Annotated in this window: 18 protein-coding genes and 1 tRNA gene; 10 read left to right on the forward strand and 9 right to left on the reverse strand. The window is 68.2% G+C overall.

What is annotated here, in order from left to right; translation table 11 throughout:
- Positions 1-50 precede the first annotated feature (50 nt).
- From ACNS84_RS12260 to ACNS84_RS12270, 3 genes are all read left to right on the forward strand, one after another.
- Positions 51-467 (forward strand): DUF7532 family protein, encoded by a 417-nt coding sequence (locus ACNS84_RS12260; protein WP_435075146.1) that lies wholly within the window; start codon positions 51-53, stop codon positions 465-467.
- A complete protein-coding gene (locus ACNS84_RS12265) occupies positions 464-1,939 on the forward strand; it encodes a ribonuclease FAU-1 family protein (protein WP_435075147.1) in 1,476 nt (491 codons plus the stop codon). Before ACNS84_RS12260 ends, ACNS84_RS12265 begins: the two co-directional genes overlap by 4 nt.
- Before the next feature lie 94 nt (positions 1,940-2,033).
- Positions 2,034-2,828 carry an HpcH/HpaI aldolase family protein gene (locus tag ACNS84_RS12270; RefSeq protein WP_435075148.1) on the forward strand — a complete coding sequence of 265 codons (795 nt, stop codon included), beginning with the start codon at positions 2,034-2,036 and terminating at the stop codon, positions 2,826-2,828.
- A gap of 219 nt (positions 2,829-3,047) precedes the next feature.
- Here ACNS84_RS12270 and ACNS84_RS12275 read toward each other — a convergent pair whose 3' ends face one another.
- The 3 genes from ACNS84_RS12275 to ACNS84_RS12285 form a co-directional block, all read right to left on the reverse strand.
- Positions 3,048-3,374, reverse strand: a complete 327-nt coding sequence (locus ACNS84_RS12275) for a NifU family protein (RefSeq protein WP_435075149.1) — start codon at positions 3,372-3,374, stop codon at positions 3,048-3,050.
- Positions 3,375-3,501: 127 nt separating this feature from the next.
- On the reverse strand, positions 3,502-3,828 hold the full coding sequence (locus tag ACNS84_RS12280) for a hypothetical protein (RefSeq protein ID WP_435075150.1): 327 nt from the start codon (positions 3,826-3,828) through the stop codon (positions 3,502-3,504).
- Positions 3,829-3,989: 161 nt separating this feature from the next.
- Positions 3,990-4,592: a 2Fe-2S iron-sulfur cluster-binding protein gene (locus tag ACNS84_RS12285; protein WP_435075151.1), complete on the reverse strand. Its 603-nt coding sequence runs from the start codon at positions 4,590-4,592 to the stop codon at positions 3,990-3,992.
- A 146-nt stretch (positions 4,593-4,738) separates the two neighbouring features.
- On the opposite strand from ACNS84_RS12285, the gene ACNS84_RS12290 reads away from it, so the two are divergent.
- Both ACNS84_RS12290 and ACNS84_RS12295 read left to right on the forward strand, forming a co-directional pair.
- Positions 4,739-5,221: an RNA-binding protein gene (locus ACNS84_RS12290; protein ID WP_435075152.1), complete on the forward strand. Its 483-nt coding sequence runs from the start codon at positions 4,739-4,741 to the stop codon at positions 5,219-5,221.
- Between the two features lie 104 nt (positions 5,222-5,325).
- Positions 5,326-6,165 carry an endonuclease/exonuclease/phosphatase family protein gene (locus ACNS84_RS12295; RefSeq protein ID WP_435075153.1) on the forward strand — a complete coding sequence of 280 codons (840 nt, stop codon included), beginning with the start codon at positions 5,326-5,328 and terminating at the stop codon, positions 6,163-6,165.
- Between the two features lie 10 nt (positions 6,166-6,175).
- On the opposite strand, the gene ACNS84_RS12300 is transcribed toward ACNS84_RS12295, so the two are convergent.
- Positions 6,176-6,874 carry a DUF1028 domain-containing protein gene (locus ACNS84_RS12300; protein WP_435075154.1) on the reverse strand — a complete coding sequence of 233 codons (699 nt, stop codon included), beginning with the start codon at positions 6,872-6,874 and terminating at the stop codon, positions 6,176-6,178.
- A 443-nt stretch (positions 6,875-7,317) separates the two neighbouring features.
- Here ACNS84_RS12300 and ACNS84_RS12305 point away from each other — a divergent pair, with 443 nt between their 5' ends.
- The 4 genes from ACNS84_RS12305 to ACNS84_RS12320 are packed head-to-tail and all read left to right on the forward strand — an operon-like array spanning position 7,318 to position 15,281.
- Positions 7,318-9,393, forward strand: coding sequence for a PrkA family serine protein kinase (locus ACNS84_RS12305; protein WP_435075155.1), 2,076 nt, complete (start codon positions 7,318-7,320; stop codon positions 9,391-9,393).
- 1 nt (position 9,394) lies between these two features.
- A complete protein-coding gene (locus tag ACNS84_RS12310) occupies positions 9,395-11,845 on the forward strand; it encodes a kinase anchor protein (RefSeq protein WP_435075156.1) in 2,451 nt (816 codons plus the stop codon).
- Complete coding sequence (locus ACNS84_RS12315; RefSeq protein WP_435075157.1) at positions 11,836-13,209, forward strand: DUF444 family protein; 1,374 nt, start codon at positions 11,836-11,838, stop codon at positions 13,207-13,209. Before ACNS84_RS12310 ends, ACNS84_RS12315 begins: the two co-directional genes overlap by 10 nt.
- Positions 13,206-15,281, forward strand: a complete 2,076-nt coding sequence (locus ACNS84_RS12320) for a SpoVR family protein (protein WP_435075158.1) — start codon at positions 13,206-13,208, stop codon at positions 15,279-15,281. The genes ACNS84_RS12315 and ACNS84_RS12320 overlap by 4 nt, the downstream gene beginning before the upstream one ends.
- Positions 15,282-15,357: 76 nt before the next feature.
- Here ACNS84_RS12320 and ACNS84_RS12325 read toward each other — a convergent pair whose 3' ends face one another.
- From ACNS84_RS12325 to ACNS84_RS12340, 4 genes are all read right to left on the reverse strand, one after another.
- Entirely contained in the window at positions 15,358-16,056 is a 699-nt protein-coding gene (locus ACNS84_RS12325) for an alpha/beta hydrolase (protein WP_435075159.1), read from the reverse strand.
- On the reverse strand, positions 16,053-16,667 hold the full coding sequence (locus ACNS84_RS12330) for a VOC family protein (RefSeq protein ID WP_435075160.1): 615 nt from the start codon (positions 16,665-16,667) through the stop codon (positions 16,053-16,055). Before ACNS84_RS12330 ends, ACNS84_RS12325 begins: the two co-directional genes overlap by 4 nt.
- Positions 16,668-16,865: 198 nt before the next feature.
- The gene (locus tag ACNS84_RS12335) at positions 16,866-17,072 is read right to left on the reverse strand and encodes a hypothetical protein (RefSeq protein ID WP_435075161.1); all 207 of its coding nucleotides are present in this window, start codon (positions 17,070-17,072) and stop codon (positions 16,866-16,868) included.
- Between the two features lie 108 nt (positions 17,073-17,180).
- Positions 17,181-18,044, reverse strand: coding sequence for a DUF8231 family protein (locus tag ACNS84_RS12340; protein WP_496923256.1), 864 nt, complete (start codon positions 18,042-18,044; stop codon positions 17,181-17,183).
- A 339-nt stretch (positions 18,045-18,383) separates the two neighbouring features.
- Between ACNS84_RS12340 and ACNS84_RS12345 the strand changes: the two genes are divergently transcribed.
- Positions 18,384-19,187 (forward strand): DUF7839 domain-containing protein, encoded by an 804-nt coding sequence (locus tag ACNS84_RS12345; RefSeq protein ID WP_435075162.1) that lies wholly within the window; start codon positions 18,384-18,386, stop codon positions 19,185-19,187.
- Positions 19,188-19,225: 38 nt separating this feature from the next.
- Here the strand turns inward: ACNS84_RS12345 and ACNS84_RS12350 are convergent.
- Positions 19,226-19,301 (reverse strand) — tRNA-Cys (locus ACNS84_RS12350).
- Positions 19,302-19,500: the final 199 nt, after the last annotated feature.

A 19,500-nucleotide genomic window follows, 5' to 3' on the forward strand; every position in this document is an offset into this window, starting at 1 on the left:
GGCACGCTCCGAGCCGATGGAGTTGAAACCGCGGCGCACGAAGGGACGGTATGCACTTCGATCCGCGAACCCAACGGGCGCTCCGCGAAGCGGGGCTTGACGCGGACGCGGTCGCGGCCGCCGCCGACCGCGTCACCGACCTGGTCGCCGAGGACGCCGACCGCCTGCGAGCGTTCTTCGCCGGCGACGGTCCGTACTACTCCGACATGGAATTGGCGCACAGCAGCGCCGAGACGCAGGAACACGCGACTGCCGACGTCGACCTGTTCACCCACGGCGGCGACCTCCGCGGCTACCTCTCGCTCGACGGCTGGGGCGTCCCGGTCGAGGACGGCCGGGTGTTGCGGCCGTCTGGGGCGGACGAGGCGGACGAAGACGCCGCCGAGCGCCCCGTTCTCGTCGAGCTGTCACTGGGTGAGACGATCCACGGTCGGGTCCGATTCGCCCGCGACCCGGAGGAGCTGTGACCGCGACCGTTCGCGTCCGCGGCATCTACGCCACGGCGCTGACGCGGCTCCTTTTGAACGCGGGGCACGCGGTCGTCGACGCGTCGCCGCCGATCCGCCGGCGTTTCGAGGAGGGGTTCGAGAACGCGCCCCCGGACGTTCGGATCGAGACGACGGACGACCGGCAGGGGGTCGGTGTCCACGGGGACCCCGAGGTGGTGGCGTCGCTTCGCGACCGCCTCGCGGGAGTCGGCCGCGACGCGCTGGCGTGGACCGATCCGACGCCGCCCGGAACCGTCCTCGACGGCGAGGTGACCGAGACGCTCGGCGGCGGCGCGGTCGTGCGGCTCCGCGTCGGCGCCGCGGGGCGCGACGTCGACGGCGGTGACCCCGCCACCGCAGAGGGGTACCTCCCGTACGGGAGCGTCGACGACAGAGTTGAGACGGGAGACCCGGTCCGGGTGCGGGTGGACGACTCCGCGGCGCCGTGGACGGACCGCCGCTCGTCGCTGGACGGGTCGCTGCGCGCCGGCGGCGGGCTCGTGGCGCTCGAACCGGGCTCCGGCACTCGAGTCGACGTCCGAGACGACGAGGCCGCCCGAGAGCTTGCGGGGATGGTCGACCTGCTCGGGCTGGAGCCGCCGGATGGGTGGCGGGCGGTGTGGAAGCCGCCCGCGGTCGACGCCGGAACCGAAGCGCTCGAGGCTGGGCTCCGGCGGGCCGTCGCGGCCGCCGAGGGGCTGGACGAGGCGGTCGACGCGGCGGGCGGCATCGGCGTCCTCGGCGGTGCAGAGCGCCTCCGCGACGAGCCGGTCGCGTCGCCGAACGCGGGCGTCTGGGTGTGGTTCGGACGCGAGAGCCGGTTCGCGCTCGACGACCGACGCCGCGACGTGACGGCGACGATGCCGGGACACCACCGCCTGAAAGCGGGGGCGGCGGATGCCTCAGCGGGTGTCGACCTCGCGGAAGCGCTCTGCGATCCCGACCCGGAGGCCGCGTTCCCGTTCGGGGTGGTGACGGACGTGTTCGGGCCGACGGCGGGCGACGCGCTCCGGATCGAACACGGAAAGCCGGACGGCCGGCTGATCACGCTCGGCGAGGGGACCGTCACCGAGACTGCGGCCGACGGCTCGGTCACGGTCGAGCGCGAGATGACCGGCGGCGGCACGTACGACGGGCTCGGCACGCCCCGCGAGGCCGGCGACATCGCCGAGACGAGCCTGAAGGAGGGCCGGTGGTGGTACCCGACCACGTACCGCGGTCGCGACGGCGCGGTGCGGGGGACCTACGTCAACATCTGTACCCCGGTCGAGGTGTTCCCGGACGCCGCGCGCTACGTGGACCTCCACGTCGACGTGGTGAAGCGGGCGGACGGGACCGTCGAGCGCGTCGACGACGACGAACTGCGGGAGGCGGAGGCGACCGGCGACGTGCCGGAGGCACTGGCGAAGAAGGCGCGGAGCGTCGCGTCTGCGCTGGAGAACGCGCTGTAAGCGAGCCGAACGAAACGCATCCGACGTCGAACTCCGGACGGGAAAACGCCTAAATCCTATCGGCGAATACCTCTCAATTCAGTAACTCGTGAATATGAACGCTTCACAACCCACAAACGATCTGGCCGCGACGCTGGACGACGGCAACGTCGCGTTCGGGATACTCGACAACACGTACAGTCCGACGCTCATGGAGTTCTACGGCGAACTCGGCTTGGATTTCGTCTGGATCGACCTCGAACACGGCGGTCCCGATCCGTGGAACGCGGGACAGATCGAAGACCTGCTCCGCGCGGCCGAGCGGACGGACGTGGAACCGCTCGTGCGCCTGCCCAGTACTGATCCGACGCTCGTCCGAAAGTCGCTGGACCTCGGCGTGAGGAGTCTGTTCCTCCCTCGCGTGGAAACCGCCGAAGAAGTCAGAGACGCGGTTCGGTCCGCCCGGTTCCGCTACGAGGACGGCCCCGGTGACCGAGGGCTGGCGTCTCCGCGTGCTAGCCGTTGGGGACTCGCTGACGAGTACGTCGCGACTTCGGACGACGAAACCCTTGTCGGCGTGACCATCGAGACCAAAGAATCAGTCGAAAACATAGACGATATCCTCGCCGTCCCGGAGTTGGGGTTCGTCTTCATCGGCCCGTTCGACCTCTCTGTGGCGCTCGGTTGTCCCGGTGAAATCGACCATCCGGACGTACAGGACGCCGTCGAGACGGTCCGGTCGGCGGCCGTCGACGCGGGCGTTCCCGTGGGAGGCCTCGGATTCGGCATGGACGACGTCAACGAGAAGGCAGCGAACGGCTACCAGATGGTGAATCTCGGGAGCACGACCGGGGCGATCAAGCAGACGGTCACCGGCTGGTTCGACGCCGACGAGCGGAACCAGAACTGAGTCGAAGACGGCGTTTCGATCGGATTGGTGAGCGTCCGCGGCGTGCAAGTCGCCGCCGGCGAGGTTGTCGTCGGTGGCGCGCGCGCGAGGACGTGGTCGACAACGCGCCGAGCGAGATCAGTGTGGTAACGCAGGAAGAGACGTGCCAGTCCGCGAGGCTGGAAACGAGCGCCGAAACGGAAGAACGGACCGGGAGAAGCGACTCCTTGACCGGCGGCCTCAGAAGTGGTTCGCGGATTCGGTCTCGTGTTTCAGTTCGCCGCCGCGGCCGCCCTCGACCGTGGAGGCACCGTTATCGCCCGAAGAGGCGGTTCGAACCGTCACATTGTCGACTTCGTCGAAGTCCATGATCAGGTCGCGGCGGATGTTGTCGGCCGTGATGTTCGAGATGCCGCAGCCGGAGCAGGTGCCGCCGAGTTCGACGACGACCTCGCCGGTCTCCGGGTCGGCCTCGCGCACGACGCTCGTCCCGCCATGCATCTGGATGATCGGCATCTGCCCGACCATCCACTGCTCGACTCGGTCTGCGAGACTCTCGTCGCTCATTGTCTGATGTTGACGCCCGATCCTATGGAAGCTTGCGGTTTCGGAGCCCGTCGACGCGGCGAAAGGAACTGTGTCACCGTCGATATGCGGGAACTCGGCGGCTGACGCGAACCGCGCTTCCCCGCCGTCACTCGTCGCGGTCGTCGGCGCGCTCGGACTGACTCGGGAGGCTGGTCGGGTCGGCCGGATCGTCGCCGTGCATTGAGTCGTCGCGTTCGAGGATGTACAGGAGCGGACCGAGCGCGGCCAGCACGAGGACGCCGGGAAGCGGTGCGTCGGGGACGAGCAGGGCGGTGCTCAGGCTGGCGCCGGAGGTGACGACGACGAGGGCGGCCCACAGCGGCGGCGACCCGAGGTCGACCCCGACGCGCGCGGCGTCGCGGTACACGAGAACGGCCACGAGGACGGCGAGGAGCGCGGCGGTACCGCCGGCGAGGACCGTGGGAAGCGACATACCACTCGTTCGGGCGAGACGCGAAAAAGGGTGTCGCGAGCGGGCGCAGATTGTGGGCGAAACGCAAGCGGAGGACGAGGAGAAAGCCGGAAACGGCGGAGGGAAAGCGAGAAAACGAGAAAGCGAGGCGGTCGGCGCGGAGGTCGGGAGGGCGGGAGCGATTACGGCGCCTCGCCCGTCTCGATGCTGAAGGAGTCGCGGGGGTACGCGACGCAGGTCAGCGTGTAGCCGTCGTCGAGTTCGGCCTCTTCGAGCATCTGCTGGTTGTCGTGCTCGACGTAGTCCTCGGAGGGACCGTCCGTGATGTGGCCGGCACAGGAGACGCACTGTCCCTGTCGGCACGCGTACGGGAGGTCCCAGCCCGCGTCCTCTCCCTGGTCGAGGATCGGCTGGTTGTTCGAGAGTTCGATCGTCTCGCCCTGCTTGACGAACTCGACCTCGAAGTACTCGACCTCGTCCTCGGGGATGTCGCCGGGGCCGGCGCTGGCGGCGCTGCCGTCCTCCAGTTCGCCCTCCTCACCGTCGGCGCCGCCGGCCGGAATTGCGCCGCCGCCGCCACCGCCGACGGAACGGTTACCGGGCTCGGGGAACTCTGTTTCGGGGACCGCGGACGCGCGGCGTTCGAGCAACTCGTCTGAGATGTCGGTCGTGGGGTCCCACCCCGTCCCCTTCAGACTGCTGACGAGGACGACGATCAGGGTCACGGTCACCCCGAGAACGATCGCGGGCAGGTTCGCGACGTTCGCGATGAGCGGGTTAAGCATACGACCCGATATGAAGAGGTTGCTTAAGGCCGTTTTGATCGGTCCAATCACGTGAGATCCGACGACGACGCGAACCGCGGGTCGTGTTGGGACCGAGGACGCCGTCGAACGCACCATTTATCGGCCGAGCGAGCGACTAGATGCCTATGCAAGTGAAATCGCGGCATCATCTCCGGAGCGACGACATAACGGCGATCCGAGAGGCGGTCGCCGACCACCTCGGCGTCGACATCGACGGCGACACCTTCGAGTCCGTCGAATTCGTGAACGCGGCGTTCGAACTGGTGCTGGTCGACGGCGAGCCGGCCGTCTTCTACGTCGACGACGACGAGCCGTTCCTCACCGTCCGCGGCGCGAACGACTACGAGCCGGAGACCGGGGTCGTCACGGTCGACGCGGGCGCCATCTCGTTCGTCTCCGACGGCGCCGACGTGATGCGGCCCGGAATCGTCGAGGCCGACCCAGAGATCCGCGAGGGCGACCTGGTCGTGATCGCCGAGGAGACCCACGGGAAGGTGCTGGCGGTCGGTCGCGCGATAGTCGACGGCGACGATATGGTCGGCGACAGCGGAAAGGTCATCGAGTCGATCCATCACGTCGGCGACGAGCTGTACGAGTTCTCGGCGTGAGCGACACGAGACCAGCCGCCGGCGACGCGTAGATCCATCGCCGCGCGCGGCGCGACCGACTTCCGTCCCCTCCCTTTTAATCGCCGCGCGCGTGTGACACGACAATGACCGCGATCCGGGTGCTGAGCTACAACGTCCGCTACGCCAACCGTGGCGACCACCACGACGCCTGGCACGACCGTCGGGACGCCGTCGCGCGACTGGTCCGGTTCCACCGCCCGGACGTCGCCGCGTTTCAGGAGCCGCTCCCCGAGCAGCGCCGCGACCTCCGCGAACGGCTCCCGAGCTACGAGTTCGTCGGACGAGGCCGGGAGGCCGGCGGCGAGGGCGAGGGCTGTCCGATCGCGGTCCGAGCCGACCGCTGGGACGTCGTCGACCACGACACCTTCTGGCTTTCTGAGACGCCGGCGGAGCCGTCGACCGGGTGGGGCGCGTCCTACCCGCGGATCGCGACGTGGGCGCGGATCCGGACGGTCGAGGGCGACGCGGCGCTGCTCGTCGTCAACACCCACTTCGACCACGTGAGCGCGGAGGCGCGCCGCGAGGCTGCGCGGCTGCTCCGAACGCGACTCTCGGAGCTGAACCGAAGCCGCGCGGGCGGGTTTGGCGAGTCGCTGCCGGTCGCGCTCGTCGGCGACCTCAACTGCACGGCGGGCTCGGCGCCACACCGAATCCTCCTCGGCGACGGCTCCGAGACGGACACCGACGATTCGGGCGAAGACACCGATATCACCCTCCGCGACGCCGCCGCGGTCGCCGACCTCCGACACGGGCCGAAAACGAGTCTCACCGACTTCTCGCGACTGATCGACGACCGCCGGATCGACCACGCGCTCGTCTCGCCTCCGGTGGACGTCGAAGCGTTCGCCACGCTTACCGACCGCGACGACCGCGGTCGCTACCCCTCTGACCACCTGCCGATCCTGATGCGGGCGTCGCTGTGAGCGGGGGGACCTACCTCTCGTCGCTCTCGTCCGCCTCGTCGGCGTACTTTTCCAGTACGGTCTCGTAGCCGCGCTTCGCCGTCTCGTACGTCTCGCGGAGGTCGGTCACCGGCGTCTCGCTCGCGTCGACGCGGAGGTCGTTGTAGTAGGGGTCGTCGGCGTCCTCCGTGTTGCACACCGCGAGCGCAGCGGACTGGACCTCGAGGTCCGTCCGCTTGTCGCCGCCGGCGGCGTGGCCCGCCGCGAGCGCGTCGATCAACCGCTCCGCCAGCGGGGCGTCGCCGTGGGCGTCGGACTCGTAGGCGGCCGCGGTGTCGTCGACCACCTCCTCGCCCGTTAGGAGGTTGCCGGCGACGGTGTAGTTCTCGCCGACGACGTGTCCGTACCAGTCGTTACATTCGTCGCCGGAGAACGCGAACGTCCCGTCCGCGTCGACGCCGTGAAGCTGGCGCTGGGGCTTCCCTTCGTCGGCGTTTAAAAGCGCCTCCAGCGCGTCGTCGACCGCGAGTCCGTCGCCGAGGTATTGGATCCCCTTCCGCCCGAGGTCGACGTTGACGAGTGACTGGGTCGCCACCGCGCCGTCCGTCGACGCGAACGGACAGAGGGTGCCGACGCCCGGGAGCCGGGTGGTCACCGCTACGCCGTAGCGGATCTGGTCGTCACCGTCGTCGTCGGTGTACCGCTCACGAACGCAGATGCTGAACGTCACATCCGGGATGAGGCGGCGACCGGCAAAAGGCCCCGCTCTGGGGGCGGCGTTTCCGGTTCCGCACGGTGAACGGATCGGTCGTCGCTCGTGTCGCCGTCCGCGACCGAGTCGCGTTCAGCTTCTACACGGCCGTTTAATATCCACTACCCGCCGATTTCGAGCGGTTAGGCCGATCAAAAACCGCAGCGCGCACGGAGATCCTGAGTGTATGTCACATGCAAACCGCCGACACACTTATGCATGAGAATCCCTCCCATACATATAGCCTCGGTTACGGGCGAAACGGTGACCCGAAGCGGGTCGCCCTCGACGACAGTGGTGTTCGCGGCTCAATGAGCCGTTATTCCGGCACGGAGAGCCGTGCGGCTGCGCGGCGCGTGTCGGACTCGCGATCCGAGTCGCGAACACCGCGACGCCCTCGCCCGTCCGAGAAACGTGATACAATGGCAGATCAACACACGCTCGAACGACTCAGCGAGGAGTACCGGGCAAACGTCCCGGACGACCTCCGGGAGCCCCGCTCGTTCGACTGGTACCTCGACGCGCTGTACGAGGACCCCCGCATTGCCCGAAACGCCCACCAACGCGTCGCCGACATGTTCGACCACTACGGCACGCGGTACGACGAGGAGCGCGGTGTCGTCGAGTACGCGCTCGCCGCGGACGACCCGCTCCACGACGGCGAGAACGTCTTCTACGGCCGCGAGGTCCACGAGTCGATCCACGAGTTCGTCAACAAGGTGAAATCCGGCGCCCGCGGGCTCGGACCCGAGAAACGGATCAAGCTCCTCTTGGGTCCCGTCGGCTCCGGAAAATCGCACTTTGACTGGCTCACGCGCCGATATTTCGAGGCGTACACCCGCGAGGACGCCGGCCGAATGTACACCTTCCAATGGGTCAATCTCTGTTCGGTGATCGACGACCAGGACCCGGCCGACGACACGGTGCGCTCGCCGATGAATCAGGACCCGCTCGTGCTCCTTCCGCGCCCGCAGCGGGAGGCGGTGATCGAGGATCTCAACGAGCGGCTCGACGCACCCTACACCCTCCGGAACGACCAGCATCCCGATCCGGCCTCGGAGTTCTACTTAAACAAGCTGCTGGCCCACTACGACGACGACCTCCAGCGGATGCTCGACGAGCACGTCGAGGTCGTCCGCCTCGTCGCCGACGAGAACCGCCGGGAGTGCATCGAGACGTTCGAACCGAAGGACAAGAAGAACCAGGACGAGACGGAACTCACCGGCGACGTCAACTACGCGAAACTCGCCGTCTACGGCGAGTCCGACCCGCGGGCGTTCGACTACGCCGGGGCGTTCTGTAACGCCAACCGCGGCCTGTTCTCCGGCGAGGAGCTGCTCAAGTTGCAGCGCGAGTTCCTCTACGACTTCCTGCACGCCTCACAGGAGTCGACGATCAAGCCGAAGAACAACCCGCGGATCGACATCGACCAAGTGATCGTCGGCCGGACGAACATGCCGGAGTACCGCGAGAAGACGGGCGACGAGAAGATGGAGGCGTTCAACGACCGCACCAAGCGGATCGACTACCCGTACGTGCTGGAGTACGAGAGCGAGGCGAACATTTATCAGAAGATGCTCGACAACGCCGACGTGCCGAACGTCCACGTCGAGCCGCACGCGCTGGAGATGGCCGGCCTCTTCGGCGTGCTCACCCGACTGGAGGAGCCTACCGACGAGACGGTGAGCCTCCTCGACAAGGCGAAGGTGTACAACGGCGAACTGGAGGACGAGGAGATCGATCGCCGGAAACTGCGGGAGGACGCCGCCGATCAGGCCGACGTGAGCGAGGGGATGGACGGCGTCTCCGCCCGGTTCATCGGCGACGAGATCGCCGAGGCGATCATGGACGCGACCCACCGCGAGCGGGGGTACCTCTCGCCGCTGTCCGTCTTCGACCACTTCGAGGCGAACCTCGGCGGGCACGGCTCCATCGCGGCCGACGACCTCGACCGCTACGAGCGCCTTCTCGAAACCGTCCGCGAGGAGTACCGCGAGCGCGCCATCGAGGACGTCCGGCACGCGCTGGCGTACGACGTCGACGAACTCCGTCGGCAGGGCGAGAAGTACATGGACCACGTGATGGCGTACATCGACGACGCCACCGTCGACGACGAGCTCACCGGCCGCGAGACGGAGCCCGACGAGACGTTCATGCGCGCGGTCGAAGAGCAGCTCGACGTCCCCTCGGACCGGAAGGACGACTTCCGGCAGGAGGTGTCGAACTGGGTCTCCCGACGCGCCCGCGAGGGGCGGGGGTTCGACCCGCAGGAGAACGACCGCCTCCGGCGCGCCTTAGAGCGCAAACTGTGGGAGGACAAGAAGCACAACATCAACTTCTCCGCACTGGTCTCCGCGACCGACCTCGACGACGAGGAGCGCAGCGCCTGGGTCGACGCCCTCGTCGACCGGGGCTACTCCGAGGACGGCGCGGCGGAAGTGCTGGAGTACGCGGGCGCCGCCGTCGCCCGTTCGGAGATCGAAGACGGCGGGAGATGAGATGACCAAACGCGACCGATCCGACGGCAAACGGTTCGTCCGGGCGGCCGACGAGACGCTGCGAGGCGCGTACGACCCACCGATGAGCCTCGACGAGTACGTCGACCGGGTGCTGGAGAACCCCGTCGCGGCCGCCTCGGGGGCGCGCTACGTCCTCGCGGCGATCGAATCGGAGGGCACCCGCGAGGTCCGCGAGCGCGGCGAGCGGCTGGAGCGGTACCGCTTCTTCGACGACCCGTTCAACGACGGCGAACACGCCGTCCTCGGCAACACCGCCGCGCTCAACGCGTTCGTCGACGACCTCCGGGCCGCCGCGTCGGGCCGCGGCAACGACGAGAGCATCGTCTGGATCGACGGCCCCACCGCGACCGGGAAGTCGGAGTTCAAGCGATGCCTCGTGAACGGCCTCCGGGAGTTCTCGAAGACGGAGGCGGGGCGACGCTACACCGTCGAGTGGAACGTCACCGGCGCGGGGAGCGACGTCGGCGGGGGCGGCGGGCTCTCGTACGGCGACAGCGGGGACGCTTCGGCGTGGTACCGGAGCCCGGTGCAGACGCACCCCCTCTCCGTATTCCCCGAGGCCGTCCGCGAGTCGATCGCCGACGCCGTGGACGACGACGCCTATCCGATCGCCGCCGACGTCGACCTCGATCCGTTTAGCCGCGAGGCGTACGACCACCTGGAGTCGACGTACCGTGACGAGGGGCGCCGAGATCTGTTCTCGGCGATCACCGACCGCGATCACCTCCGCGTCACGAGCTACGTCGTCGACGTCGGCGAGGGGGTCGGGGTGCTCCACGCGGAGGACGACGGTACGCCGAAAGAGCGGCTCGTCGGCTCGTGGATGGGCGGGATGCTTCGCGAACTCGACTCGCGGGGCCGCAAGAATCCGCAGGCGTTCAGCTACGACGGCGTCCTCTCGCAGGGGAACGGCGTCGCCACTGTGGTCGAGGACGCCAGCCAGCACGCGGACCTGCTCCGACGTCTGCTCAACGTCCCCGATGAGCGCCGGGTGAAGCTCGACAAGGGCATCGGAATGGACCTGGACACGCAGCTCATCGTCATCTCGAACCCCGACCTCGACGCCGAGCTCGACCGCCACGCCGACCGCGAGGGGGCCGACCCCCTGAAGGCGCTGAAGCGGCGGCTCACCCGACACGAGTTCCGCTACCTGACGAACCGGCGCCTGGAAGCGGAGCTGCTCCGCCGAGAGGTCGGCGGCGTTCGCGGCGTGCCGACCGTCGACGGGGTGGAGGAAGGGCGAACGGCGGACGGGCGCGACGGTGCCTCCGCGCACGCGACGCCCGAGACGACCGAGCGCGACCCGGCCGACGAGCCCGGTGCCGCGGCGCTCGCAATCGACGTTCGGGACGACGACGGAACGGTCACCGAGCGCGAACTCGCGCCGCACGCGGTCGGCGCAGCGGCGTTGTACGCGGTCGTCACCCGACTCGACGCGGAGGACCTGCCGCCCGACCTCGGGCTGATTGAAAAGGCGGATCTGTACGAGAACGGAGAGATCAGCCGCACGGGAGCCGACGGCGACGAGGAGCGAATCGTGGCCGGCGACGTCGAGTTCGGCGACGGAGACGGTCGCAACGGCATCCCGGTGACGTTCACCCGCGATGTCGTCGCCGACCTGTTGGGGTCGGACGCCGACCGGAGCCACCCCGATCTCCCGGTCGAGCGCGTCGTCACGCCGACCGACGTCCTCGACGCGATGGCCGAACGGCTCTCGTCGGCGCCGCTGTTCTCCAGATCGGAGGCCGCGGAGTTCGAGAGCAGAAAGAGCCCGGTCGCCGAACGCATCCGCGAACGTCAGCGCGCGGACGTGATCGACGCCGCGCTCGCGGAGGCGACCGTGCCGGAGGAGACGGTGGCCGAATACGTCGAACACGTGTACGCCTGGGACGCCGACGAGCCGGTGGAGACGGAGCGGGGGCCCGAGGCGCCCGACGCGCTCGTGATGAAGGTGTTCGAGACGGAGACGCTGGGTCGGTTCGACGAGAGCGACTACTACGGGACCGACCCGACACAGCGGGTGGCCGAGTTCCGCCGCGAGCACGTCATCCGGGCGCTCACTCGGTACGCGTGGCGGAACCGCGGCGACGAGTTCAGCGTCGAGGACGTCGACCTCGGTGAGGTTCCCGAGTTCCGGGAGGTGCTCGACGCGAACGACCTGGCCGACGTGAAGCGGCGCTTCCCGGAGCTCGACCCGACCGAGTGGGCCGACCCGCCGGCCGACACCGTGACACAGCATGTGAAGGCGGCGACGATCGAGCGCCTCGTCGAGCGGGGGTACAGCCCCGCGTCGGCCGAACTGACCAGCCGCGCCGTGATGCGCGACGCCCGTGACGAGTGGGTAAGTCTCGACGCCGACGAGCGTGACGGCCGCCGCCGAAACGGCCCCGACCACGGCGCCGGAAACCGAGGTGATCGGTCATGGGACTGACCGACGACCGCGAGCGCTTCCGCGAGATCGGCGAGAAGCGGCGCGAGGACCTCTCGGAGTTCATCAGCCACGGCGACCTCGGCGGCTCCAACCCCAACCGGGTGCGGATCCCGGTGAAGATTGTCGACCTCCCCTCGTTCGAGTACGACCGTCGGGAGGCCGGCGGCGTCGGGCAGGGACGGGGCGGGCAGCCGCAGCCGGGCCAACCGGTCGATCCCGACCCCGGCGACGGGGACGAGGACGGTGACCCCGGCGAGGAGGGCGAGGAGCACGAGTACTACGAGATGGATCCCGAGGAGTTCGCGCGGGAGCTCGACGAGGAACTCGGCCTCGACCTCGAACCGAAGGGGAAGCGGGTCGTCGAGGAAGTGGAGGGCGACTTCACCGACACCGCGCGGGCCGGACCGCGTGGCACCCTCGACGTCGACGAATTCTTCAAGCGCGGGCTGAAGCGTCACCTCGCGACCGACTTCGACGAGGAGTACGTCCGCAAGGGACTGTTCGTCGACGGCGCCGACGTGGACGACGTGTTCGCGTGGGCCCGGGGGCAGGGCGTGCCCGTCTCGCGGGCGTGGATCGCCGACGCCGCGGCGACCCTCGCCGAGGAGCACGGCGAGCCCGTGACGGCGCTCGACCGCTGGGAGAGCTTCGACGCGCTGGACGAAGCGGTCGACCGCGAGCCGGTGAGCCACCGGATCCGCCGGGAAGGGATCGACAGCGTGCCCTTCCGTCGCGAGGACGAGCGGTTCCGCCACCCGGAGGTGATCGAGAAGCGCGAGCGCAACGTCGTCGTCGTCAACGTGCGGGACGCCTCCGGCTCGATGCGCGAGACGAAACGCGAACTCGTCGAGCGCGTGTTCACCCCGATGGACTGGTACCTGACGGGTAAGTACGACGCCGCGGAGTTCCGGTACGTGGTCCACGACGCGGAGGCGTGGGAGGTCGACCGCGAGGAGTTCTTCGGAATTCAGTCGGGCGGCGGCACCCGTATCTCGAGCGCTTACGAACTCGTCGCGGAGATCTTAGAGGAGTACCCGTACAGCGAGTGGAACCGCTACGTCTTCGCCGCCGGCGACTCCGAGAACTCCGGCAGCGACACGACGGAATCGGTGATCCCGTTGATGGAGTCGATCGACGCGAACCTCCACGCGTACGTGGAGACGCAACCCGGCGGCGCCGCGCCGAACGCGCGCCACGCCGACGAGGTGGAAGCGGCGTTCGGCGACACCGACGACGTCGCGGTCGCCCGCGTGGCGGAGCCCGCCGACGTCACCGACGCCATCTACGAGATCCTCAGCACCGAGGCGTCGGGCAACGCGGCCGAGAACGGATCGACGGCCGACCGAGGAGGTGAGCGCGCATGAAAGACGAGCGCGTCGAAGCGAAGCGCGAGGCTGACACCCTCGACGAGCCCGCCGAGGAGGCCCGCGAACTCGCGGAGCGGCTCGGGTTGGAGCCGTATCCGGTTCGGTACTGGGTCGTCGACCACGACGAGATGAACGAGCTGATCGCGTACGGCGGCTTCCAGCGTCGCTACCCGCACTGGCGCTGGGGGATGAACTACGAGCGCCAGCGGAAGAAGGACCGCCACGGCCTCGGGAAGGCGTTCGAAATCGTCAACAACGACGACCCGAGCCACGCGTTCCTTCAGGAGTCGAACGCGGCCGCTGATCAGAAGGCCGTCATCACCCACGTGGAGGCACACGCCGACTTCTTCGCGAACAACGGGTGGTTCGGCCTGTACGCCGACCGCGGCGAGGGCGGACCGAACGCCGCGGCACGGCTGGAGCGCAACGCCGACCGGATCGCAGCGATCGCCGACCGACCCGACGTCGACCGCGACGAAGTCGAGCGCCTGATCGACGCCGTGAGCGCGCTTGAGGACACGATCGACCAGCACAGCCCGGTCGACGCCGCTCGGTCAGTCGAAGAGCCGGGAGTCTCCGACGACGTGAACGACCCGGACAGGGATCCGCTCGCGGCGGTCGAAGACCGGATCGCGGAGCTCGACCTCTCCGACGAGGTGCGGCGCGACGTGTTCGACGACGAGTGGCTCGAAGCGCACGGCGAAGGGGTCGAACCGGAGGACCCGCGCCCGGACGTACTGGCGTTCCTGCGCGACCACGGGAAGCGGTACGACGCCGAGAGCGGGAAGGCGGTCGACCGCGAGCCGTGGGAGACGACCGTCATCGACGCGATCCGCGAGGAGGCGTACTACTTCGCGGGCCAGAAGTCGACGAAGGTGATGAACGAGGGATGGGCGACCTACTGGGAGTCCGTCATGATGGGCGGCGAGGGGTTCGCCGGTCCCGACGAGTTCCTCACGTACGCCGACCACATGTCACGGGTGCTCGGCTCGCCCGGACTCAACCCCTACAAGCTCGGCTTCGAGCTGTGGACCCACGTGGAGCTCCGGGCGGCCCGCCGCGACGTGATCGGTCGGTTGCTCCGCGTCGATGGGGTGACACCGGAGAATTTCCACTCCCGGATCGACCTCGACGAGGTCGCAGAGGCGCTCGAACCGCATCCCGCCATCGCCGGCGCCGGACCGGCGACGCTCGACGAACTGGCCGAACTCGCCGCAGACGGCGACCCGCGAGTCGACGCCGAAACCGTCGACCGGGCGATATCGGCCAGAGACGTCGATCCGGCCGGGGGTGACGACAGCAATCCGAATACGGGACCGAACATCGAGCGGTACCCGTGGAAGCTGCTCACTCGCGAGGGACTCGCGGAGCGACACTACGTCCTCTCGCGCCCGGAACACCGCGGTGCGCTGCGCAACGTCTCCCGCGAGTCGCTCGCGGAGCAGGCCCGGTACATGTTCGACGTCGACCAGTACGCGACCGTCGCCGAGGCGCTCGCGGACGTGGACCGGACCGCCGGCTGGGATCGGATGTTGGCGGTCCGCGAGAGCCACAACGACGTGACGTTCATCGATGCGTTCCTCACCGACGAGTTCGTGCGGGAGGGCAACTACTTCACGTACGAGTACAGCCGAGCGGCCGAGGAGCACCGCGTCGCCAGCGTCGACGCCGACGACGTCCGCCGGAAGCTTCTGCTGCAGTTCACGAACTTCGGGAAGCCGACTATCGTCGTGCTCGACGGCAACTTCCGGAACCGCGGCGAACTCCTGCTCGGACACCGGTTCAACGGGGTTTCGCTCAACGAGGAGTCGGCGGCGGAGACGCTCAAACGCGTGTTCAAGCTATGGGGTCGACCCGTGAACCTCGCGACGATCCGCGTCGAGTACACCGACGAGGCGGTCCGCCGGGCGAAGCGCCGAGGCGTCGAACCCGAGGGCGAGGAGGTCGGCGTGCGCCTCCAGTACGACGGCGGCGAAGTGACCGAACACGGCCTCGACCCGGAGATCCGCGATCGGATCGCCGCCGACGAGGTCGACTACGACACCAAGCCGGACGACTGGCTGGCGTAAGGGACGGCCGCGTCGAACTCGGCGGTCGTTTCAATTTCTCTCGCGACGTCGACGAAACGGGAGAGCACCCCGGAGCTTACGACAGTGACGCGACCAGCGCGGCGACGGCGGCGGTCTCTTCCTCGTTGATCCCGTGCCCCATCCCTTCGTAGATCCGCTTGTCGACGTCGGCGCCGAGTGCCTCCAGCACGGCAGACGTCTCGTGGACGCGCTCTTCCGGGATATGGGGGTCGACGTCACTGCAGCCGAGGAACGCCGGCGTGTCGTCGAGTGCCTCACCAGCGTCGCCGTCGACCGCGGCCGCGGCGTGGGAGACGTAGTCGTCGACGTCGATCGAGTCGCCGATCAGGCCGCCGCTCAGAACTGCGAGTCCGCCGTACCGGGTCGGGTTCCGCGCGACGAACTCACTGGCGAGGCAGGCGCCCTGCGAGAAGCCGGCGACGACGATCCGCTCCGTCGGAATTCCCGCATCGGTGGCCGCTTCGACGGCACGGCCAACGGCGCGGAGCCCGGAGCTCCGACCGGGCTCGTTGTCCGCGACGGGCGCGAGGAAGGAGTTCGGATACCAGGTGTTGACGGCCGCCTGCGGAGCGAGCAGCGCGACGTCGCCGTCGCCCGCGACCTCCTCACCGAGGCCGACGATGCTCCGGGCGGTCGCCCCGCGGCCGTGCACGAGGACGACGGCGGCGGTGGCCTCCTCGAGGGGCGTCCCGGCCGTCACCAGCGCTTCGTCGCCGTGGGGGTCGTCGCCCGCGTGGGGTGTCTGGCCGCTCATACGCCGACGCCGGCGTCAGCGTCCGGCAGGTCGTGCTTCTTCACCGGGAGGCCGAGCTCCTCTAAGGCCCCCTTCATGTGCCGGTCCTGCGCGAAGTCGGCGCCGTCCTCCTCACGGAGCCGCTGGGCGGTCGCGAGCACCTCGCCCTTGCGGTCGTCGGGGATCTCGTACTTGTCGGCGGAAAGCTCGATCACGAGCCCGTTGTTGTCCTGCGTGTAGATCGAGTGGAATATCCCGCGGTCGAACACGTTGTACCCCTTGCCGGCCTCCTCGAGTGCCTCCATGATATCCTCGTACTCGTCCGGTTCGACGCTGAAACAGAGGTGGTGGACCGAGCCGGTGCCGGCGCGCTGGCCGCGGGCCGAGGGGCGGTCGTCACTCACGAAGAACGTCAGAATGCGCCCGTCTCCCGTGTCGAAGAACAGGTGCGTCTGGGACGGGTCGTCGAGGTTCGGCTGGCGGAGGACGAGGGGCATCCCGAGCAGGTCGCGGTAGAAGGCGATCGTGTCGGCCTCGTTGCTTCCCCAGACGGTGATGTGGTCGGTGCCACTGGTGTGAAACGGTGCGTCCGGAAGCTCTGTCGTGACCGGCGCCGCAGTGTCGTTGCTCATACTCCGTGGTACGAGCCGGGGAGATATAAAAGCGAAAGTGACCGTCGGGTGATCGACTGACATCGGTGTTATCGCCGCCCGGTGCGGTCGGCGGCGTGCCGTCGTCGGGCAACGCGAACGAGACAGCGATGGCGCAGTCGACCGTCACCGGAGCGATCACCCCGACCAATCGCGAAGCGGCGCTCGTGGAGAATCGCGTTACCGCCGCCAGACCGGCGGGGCGATACCGAGCGCTCTGACGACGTACGGGTAGCCGACGGCGACGGCGATCACCACGCCGACCGAGAGGATGATTCCGATCTGCCCCGCGAATCGTTCGACAAGGGTCAACGCCGCGATCATGAGGAGGAACATCGCGGCCCAGTGGGGCGCGAGCTGTCTGATCTTCGCTCTAGTCGAGCTCATGTCCTCGACGACGAGCGCCCGCCATTTAGCGTATCGGTCCCCAACGGAGTCGCAGGGTGTAACCGAGACGCGGTCGGCGCTGCGAAAAAAGCGTCCGAACGGCGCGAGTTAGTACCGCGAGGGGATGAACGCCGCTCCGAGCAGGAGCAGCGAAGAGAGAAGCGCGAGGACCAGCACGCGCGTCAGTCCGCTGTTGTACTGGTGGAACTGGTCGATCTGTGCGACCTGCGCTTCGTACCCCTCGAGGTCGCTCGAGAGTTGCATCGTGGAGGCGTCAGGGAAGTGCGCGACGAAGTCCGTCCCGCCGATTGTCACGATCGCCTCTTCTTCGATTTCGATGCTCTCGGTCTGCGTCGCTTCCCAGACGAGCACCGCCTGCTCTGCCGTCACGTTGTCGACGGTCGCGGTGTAACCGGTGTACTCGAGGGTGTCGCCCACGGCGTACGAGCGCTCCTCGGGGGCCGGGAAGTACTCCTCGGCCGGAACGAGTGTCGATTCGCCGTCTTCGGTGACGACGACGTACGTCCCGTTGTCTCGCTGGACGGTCTCGTTGTCCGCCCGGGGATCGTCTCCGAGGATCGCCTGCTGGTCGAGCACTTCGACGAGCGTGAACTCGGTCGGGTTCTCGCCCGTGATCTCCACGTTCCACTCACGCTCACCGACCGTCACGGTCGACCCGTTCGACCACGTCTCGGACTGTTCCACGGTCACGTTGCGCTCGATCGTCGCCACGATCGAGGTCTCGGCGCCGCCGCCACCACCGTGGCCACCGCCGCCGCTCTCTTCGACCTCAGCGATCTCGGCGACGACATACTCCTGCCCGTCGACTTCGACCAGGTCGCCCTGCGAGACCTCGAAGTCGGGGTCGTCGAAGCCGATTTCCGGGCTATCGGCCGTCGCAGTGAGAACACCCGCTCCACCCGCGATCAGCACGAAGAGCGCGACGTACACGGCCACAGCGCGTCGTTGCATGATTTTAGCATGGGTCACCCGGTGTATAACGGTTACTAAGCCGCGCCATCGCGGTGCCCGCTCCCCGCCCGTTCCTCGCACGAAGTGACGCTGCCGCGGTGACGCACGGCCTCGCGATAGAGACCGCCGTCTCGACCGCGCGGCGTCGCTCGACCCCACCTCGTGGGTCGGTGCACCGAGTGCTCCACGCGGGCTGTGAACAACTCCGCCCGTTCTCGCGGCAATCACGGTTGTGCTGGCCCAACTGCACTGTGTCTCCAACATGAGCGGCGGCAGAAAACGACCGATCTGGCGCAGGAGTACAACAACACTTTGATTGTGGCGCCATGAACACGACTGATGGCAGATCTCGACCGCGAGTCCCCGCCAGGGGTTCTCGACAATAAACGCGACGCGACCCGCTACCAAGTGCTGGTGGAGATCGCCGCTCGACAGCCTGCGGTGAGTCAGACGGAGATCGCCGACGCGATCGGTGTGACCTCACAGGCCGTCAGCGATTACGTGCGCGACCTCGTCGAACAGGGCTACGTGGACAAACGAGGGCGAGGACGCTATCAAGTGACGAAAGAGGGCGTCGACTGGCTCATCTCGCGAACCGACGCCCTCCGGACCTACCTCGACCGCGTCAGCTCGGACGTTCTCGGGAGCGTCGAGGTCGACGCCGCAGTCGCGATGGACGACGTTGACGAAGGGATCAAAGTCGGCCTCGTGATGCGCGACGGCGTCCTGCACGCGAATCCAGCCGGTGGGACGGCGACCGCTATCACGGTCACCGGCGCGTCAGCCGGCGAGGCGGTCGGCGTGGCCGACTTCGAGGGCGTCGTGGACTACGACACCGGCTACGTGACCGTCGTCCCCGTTCCCGATGTCACCGAAGGGCGAACGCTCGACTCGGCGGCCGTCACCGCAGATCTCGCACCCGAGACCCTGGTCGCGGTCGCCGGGACGGAGGCCTACGCACTGGTCTCGCAGAGCGGGGTTACGCCCGATCTTCGGTTCGGAACGGTCGACGGCGTCGCAGAGGCGGCGGTGCGGGGACTCGACGTTCGCCTCGTCGTCACTGCCGACCAACTCCCGCAACACACCGCGAAGCTCCGCGATCAGAACATTCCGCACGAAGTGATCGACGCCGCGGACGGATAACGCCGCCCGCGAACGCTCTCTGTGAGATCAGAAAATGAAGCCAAGGGCCGGATTTGAACCGGCGTTGGGCGGCTCTGCAGGCCGCTGCGTCTGACCAGACTCTGCCACCTTGGCGCGTATCGAACGTACCGCAGTCGAGCGTTTAAGCCTAGCGGTCGCGCGGAAACGGTCGCTCACGGTGCCGCAGCTCGTGTAGTGATGTGCTGCCCAACGACCAAGCAGTCGCTAGGCGAACGTAAACGAAGTGGGGCAATTGCCCCAGATGAATGGCGAGGCGGCGAACCGCGGTTCCCAGAGGATCGCTCACTCCAGT

This window comes from Halorubrum wangae, assembly GCF_051194135.1.
Taxonomy (GTDB): Archaea; Halobacteriota; Halobacteria; order Halobacteriales; family Haloferacaceae; genus Halorubrum.

Excerpts from the sequence above, each read along its gene's own strand:
- ACNS84_RS12260 (WP_435075146.1), top strand. The coding sequence starts at position 51 with ATGCACTTCGATCCGCGAACCCAACGGGCGCTCCGCGAAGCGGGGCTT.
- ACNS84_RS12270 (WP_435075148.1), top strand. The coding sequence starts at position 2,034 with ATGAACGCTTCACAACCCACAAACGATCTGGCCGCGACGCTGGACGAC.
- ACNS84_RS12275 (WP_435075149.1), bottom strand. The coding sequence starts at position 3,374 with ATGAGCGACGAGAGTCTCGCAGACCGAGTCGAGCAGTGGATGGTCGGG.
- ACNS84_RS12280 (WP_435075150.1), bottom strand. The coding sequence starts at position 3,828 with ATGTCGCTTCCCACGGTCCTCGCCGGCGGTACCGCCGCGCTCCTCGCC.
- ACNS84_RS12285 (WP_435075151.1), bottom strand. The coding sequence starts at position 4,592 with ATGCTTAACCCGCTCATCGCGAACGTCGCGAACCTGCCCGCGATCGTT.
- ACNS84_RS12290 (WP_435075152.1), top strand. The coding sequence starts at position 4,739 with ATGCAAGTGAAATCGCGGCATCATCTCCGGAGCGACGACATAACGGCG.
- ACNS84_RS12295 (WP_435075153.1), top strand. The coding sequence starts at position 5,326 with ATGACCGCGATCCGGGTGCTGAGCTACAACGTCCGCTACGCCAACCGT.
- ACNS84_RS12305 (WP_435075155.1), top strand. The coding sequence starts at position 7,318 with ATGGCAGATCAACACACGCTCGAACGACTCAGCGAGGAGTACCGGGCA.
- ACNS84_RS12310 (WP_435075156.1), top strand. The coding sequence starts at position 9,395 with ATGACCAAACGCGACCGATCCGACGGCAAACGGTTCGTCCGGGCGGCC.
- ACNS84_RS12315 (WP_435075157.1), top strand. The coding sequence starts at position 11,836 with ATGGGACTGACCGACGACCGCGAGCGCTTCCGCGAGATCGGCGAGAAG.
- ACNS84_RS12320 (WP_435075158.1), top strand. The coding sequence starts at position 13,206 with ATGAAAGACGAGCGCGTCGAAGCGAAGCGCGAGGCTGACACCCTCGAC.
- ACNS84_RS12325 (WP_435075159.1), bottom strand. The coding sequence starts at position 16,056 with ATGAGCGGCCAGACACCCCACGCGGGCGACGACCCCCACGGCGACGAA.
- ACNS84_RS12330 (WP_435075160.1), bottom strand. The coding sequence starts at position 16,667 with ATGAGCAACGACACTGCGGCGCCGGTCACGACAGAGCTTCCGGACGCA.
- ACNS84_RS12335 (WP_435075161.1), bottom strand. The coding sequence starts at position 17,072 with ATGAGCTCGACTAGAGCGAAGATCAGACAGCTCGCGCCCCACTGGGCC.
- ACNS84_RS12340 (WP_496923256.1), bottom strand. The coding sequence starts at position 18,044 with ATGCAACGACGCGCTGTGGCCGTGTACGTCGCGCTCTTCGTGCTGATC.
- ACNS84_RS12345 (WP_435075162.1), top strand. The coding sequence starts at position 18,384 with ATGGCAGATCTCGACCGCGAGTCCCCGCCAGGGGTTCTCGACAATAAA.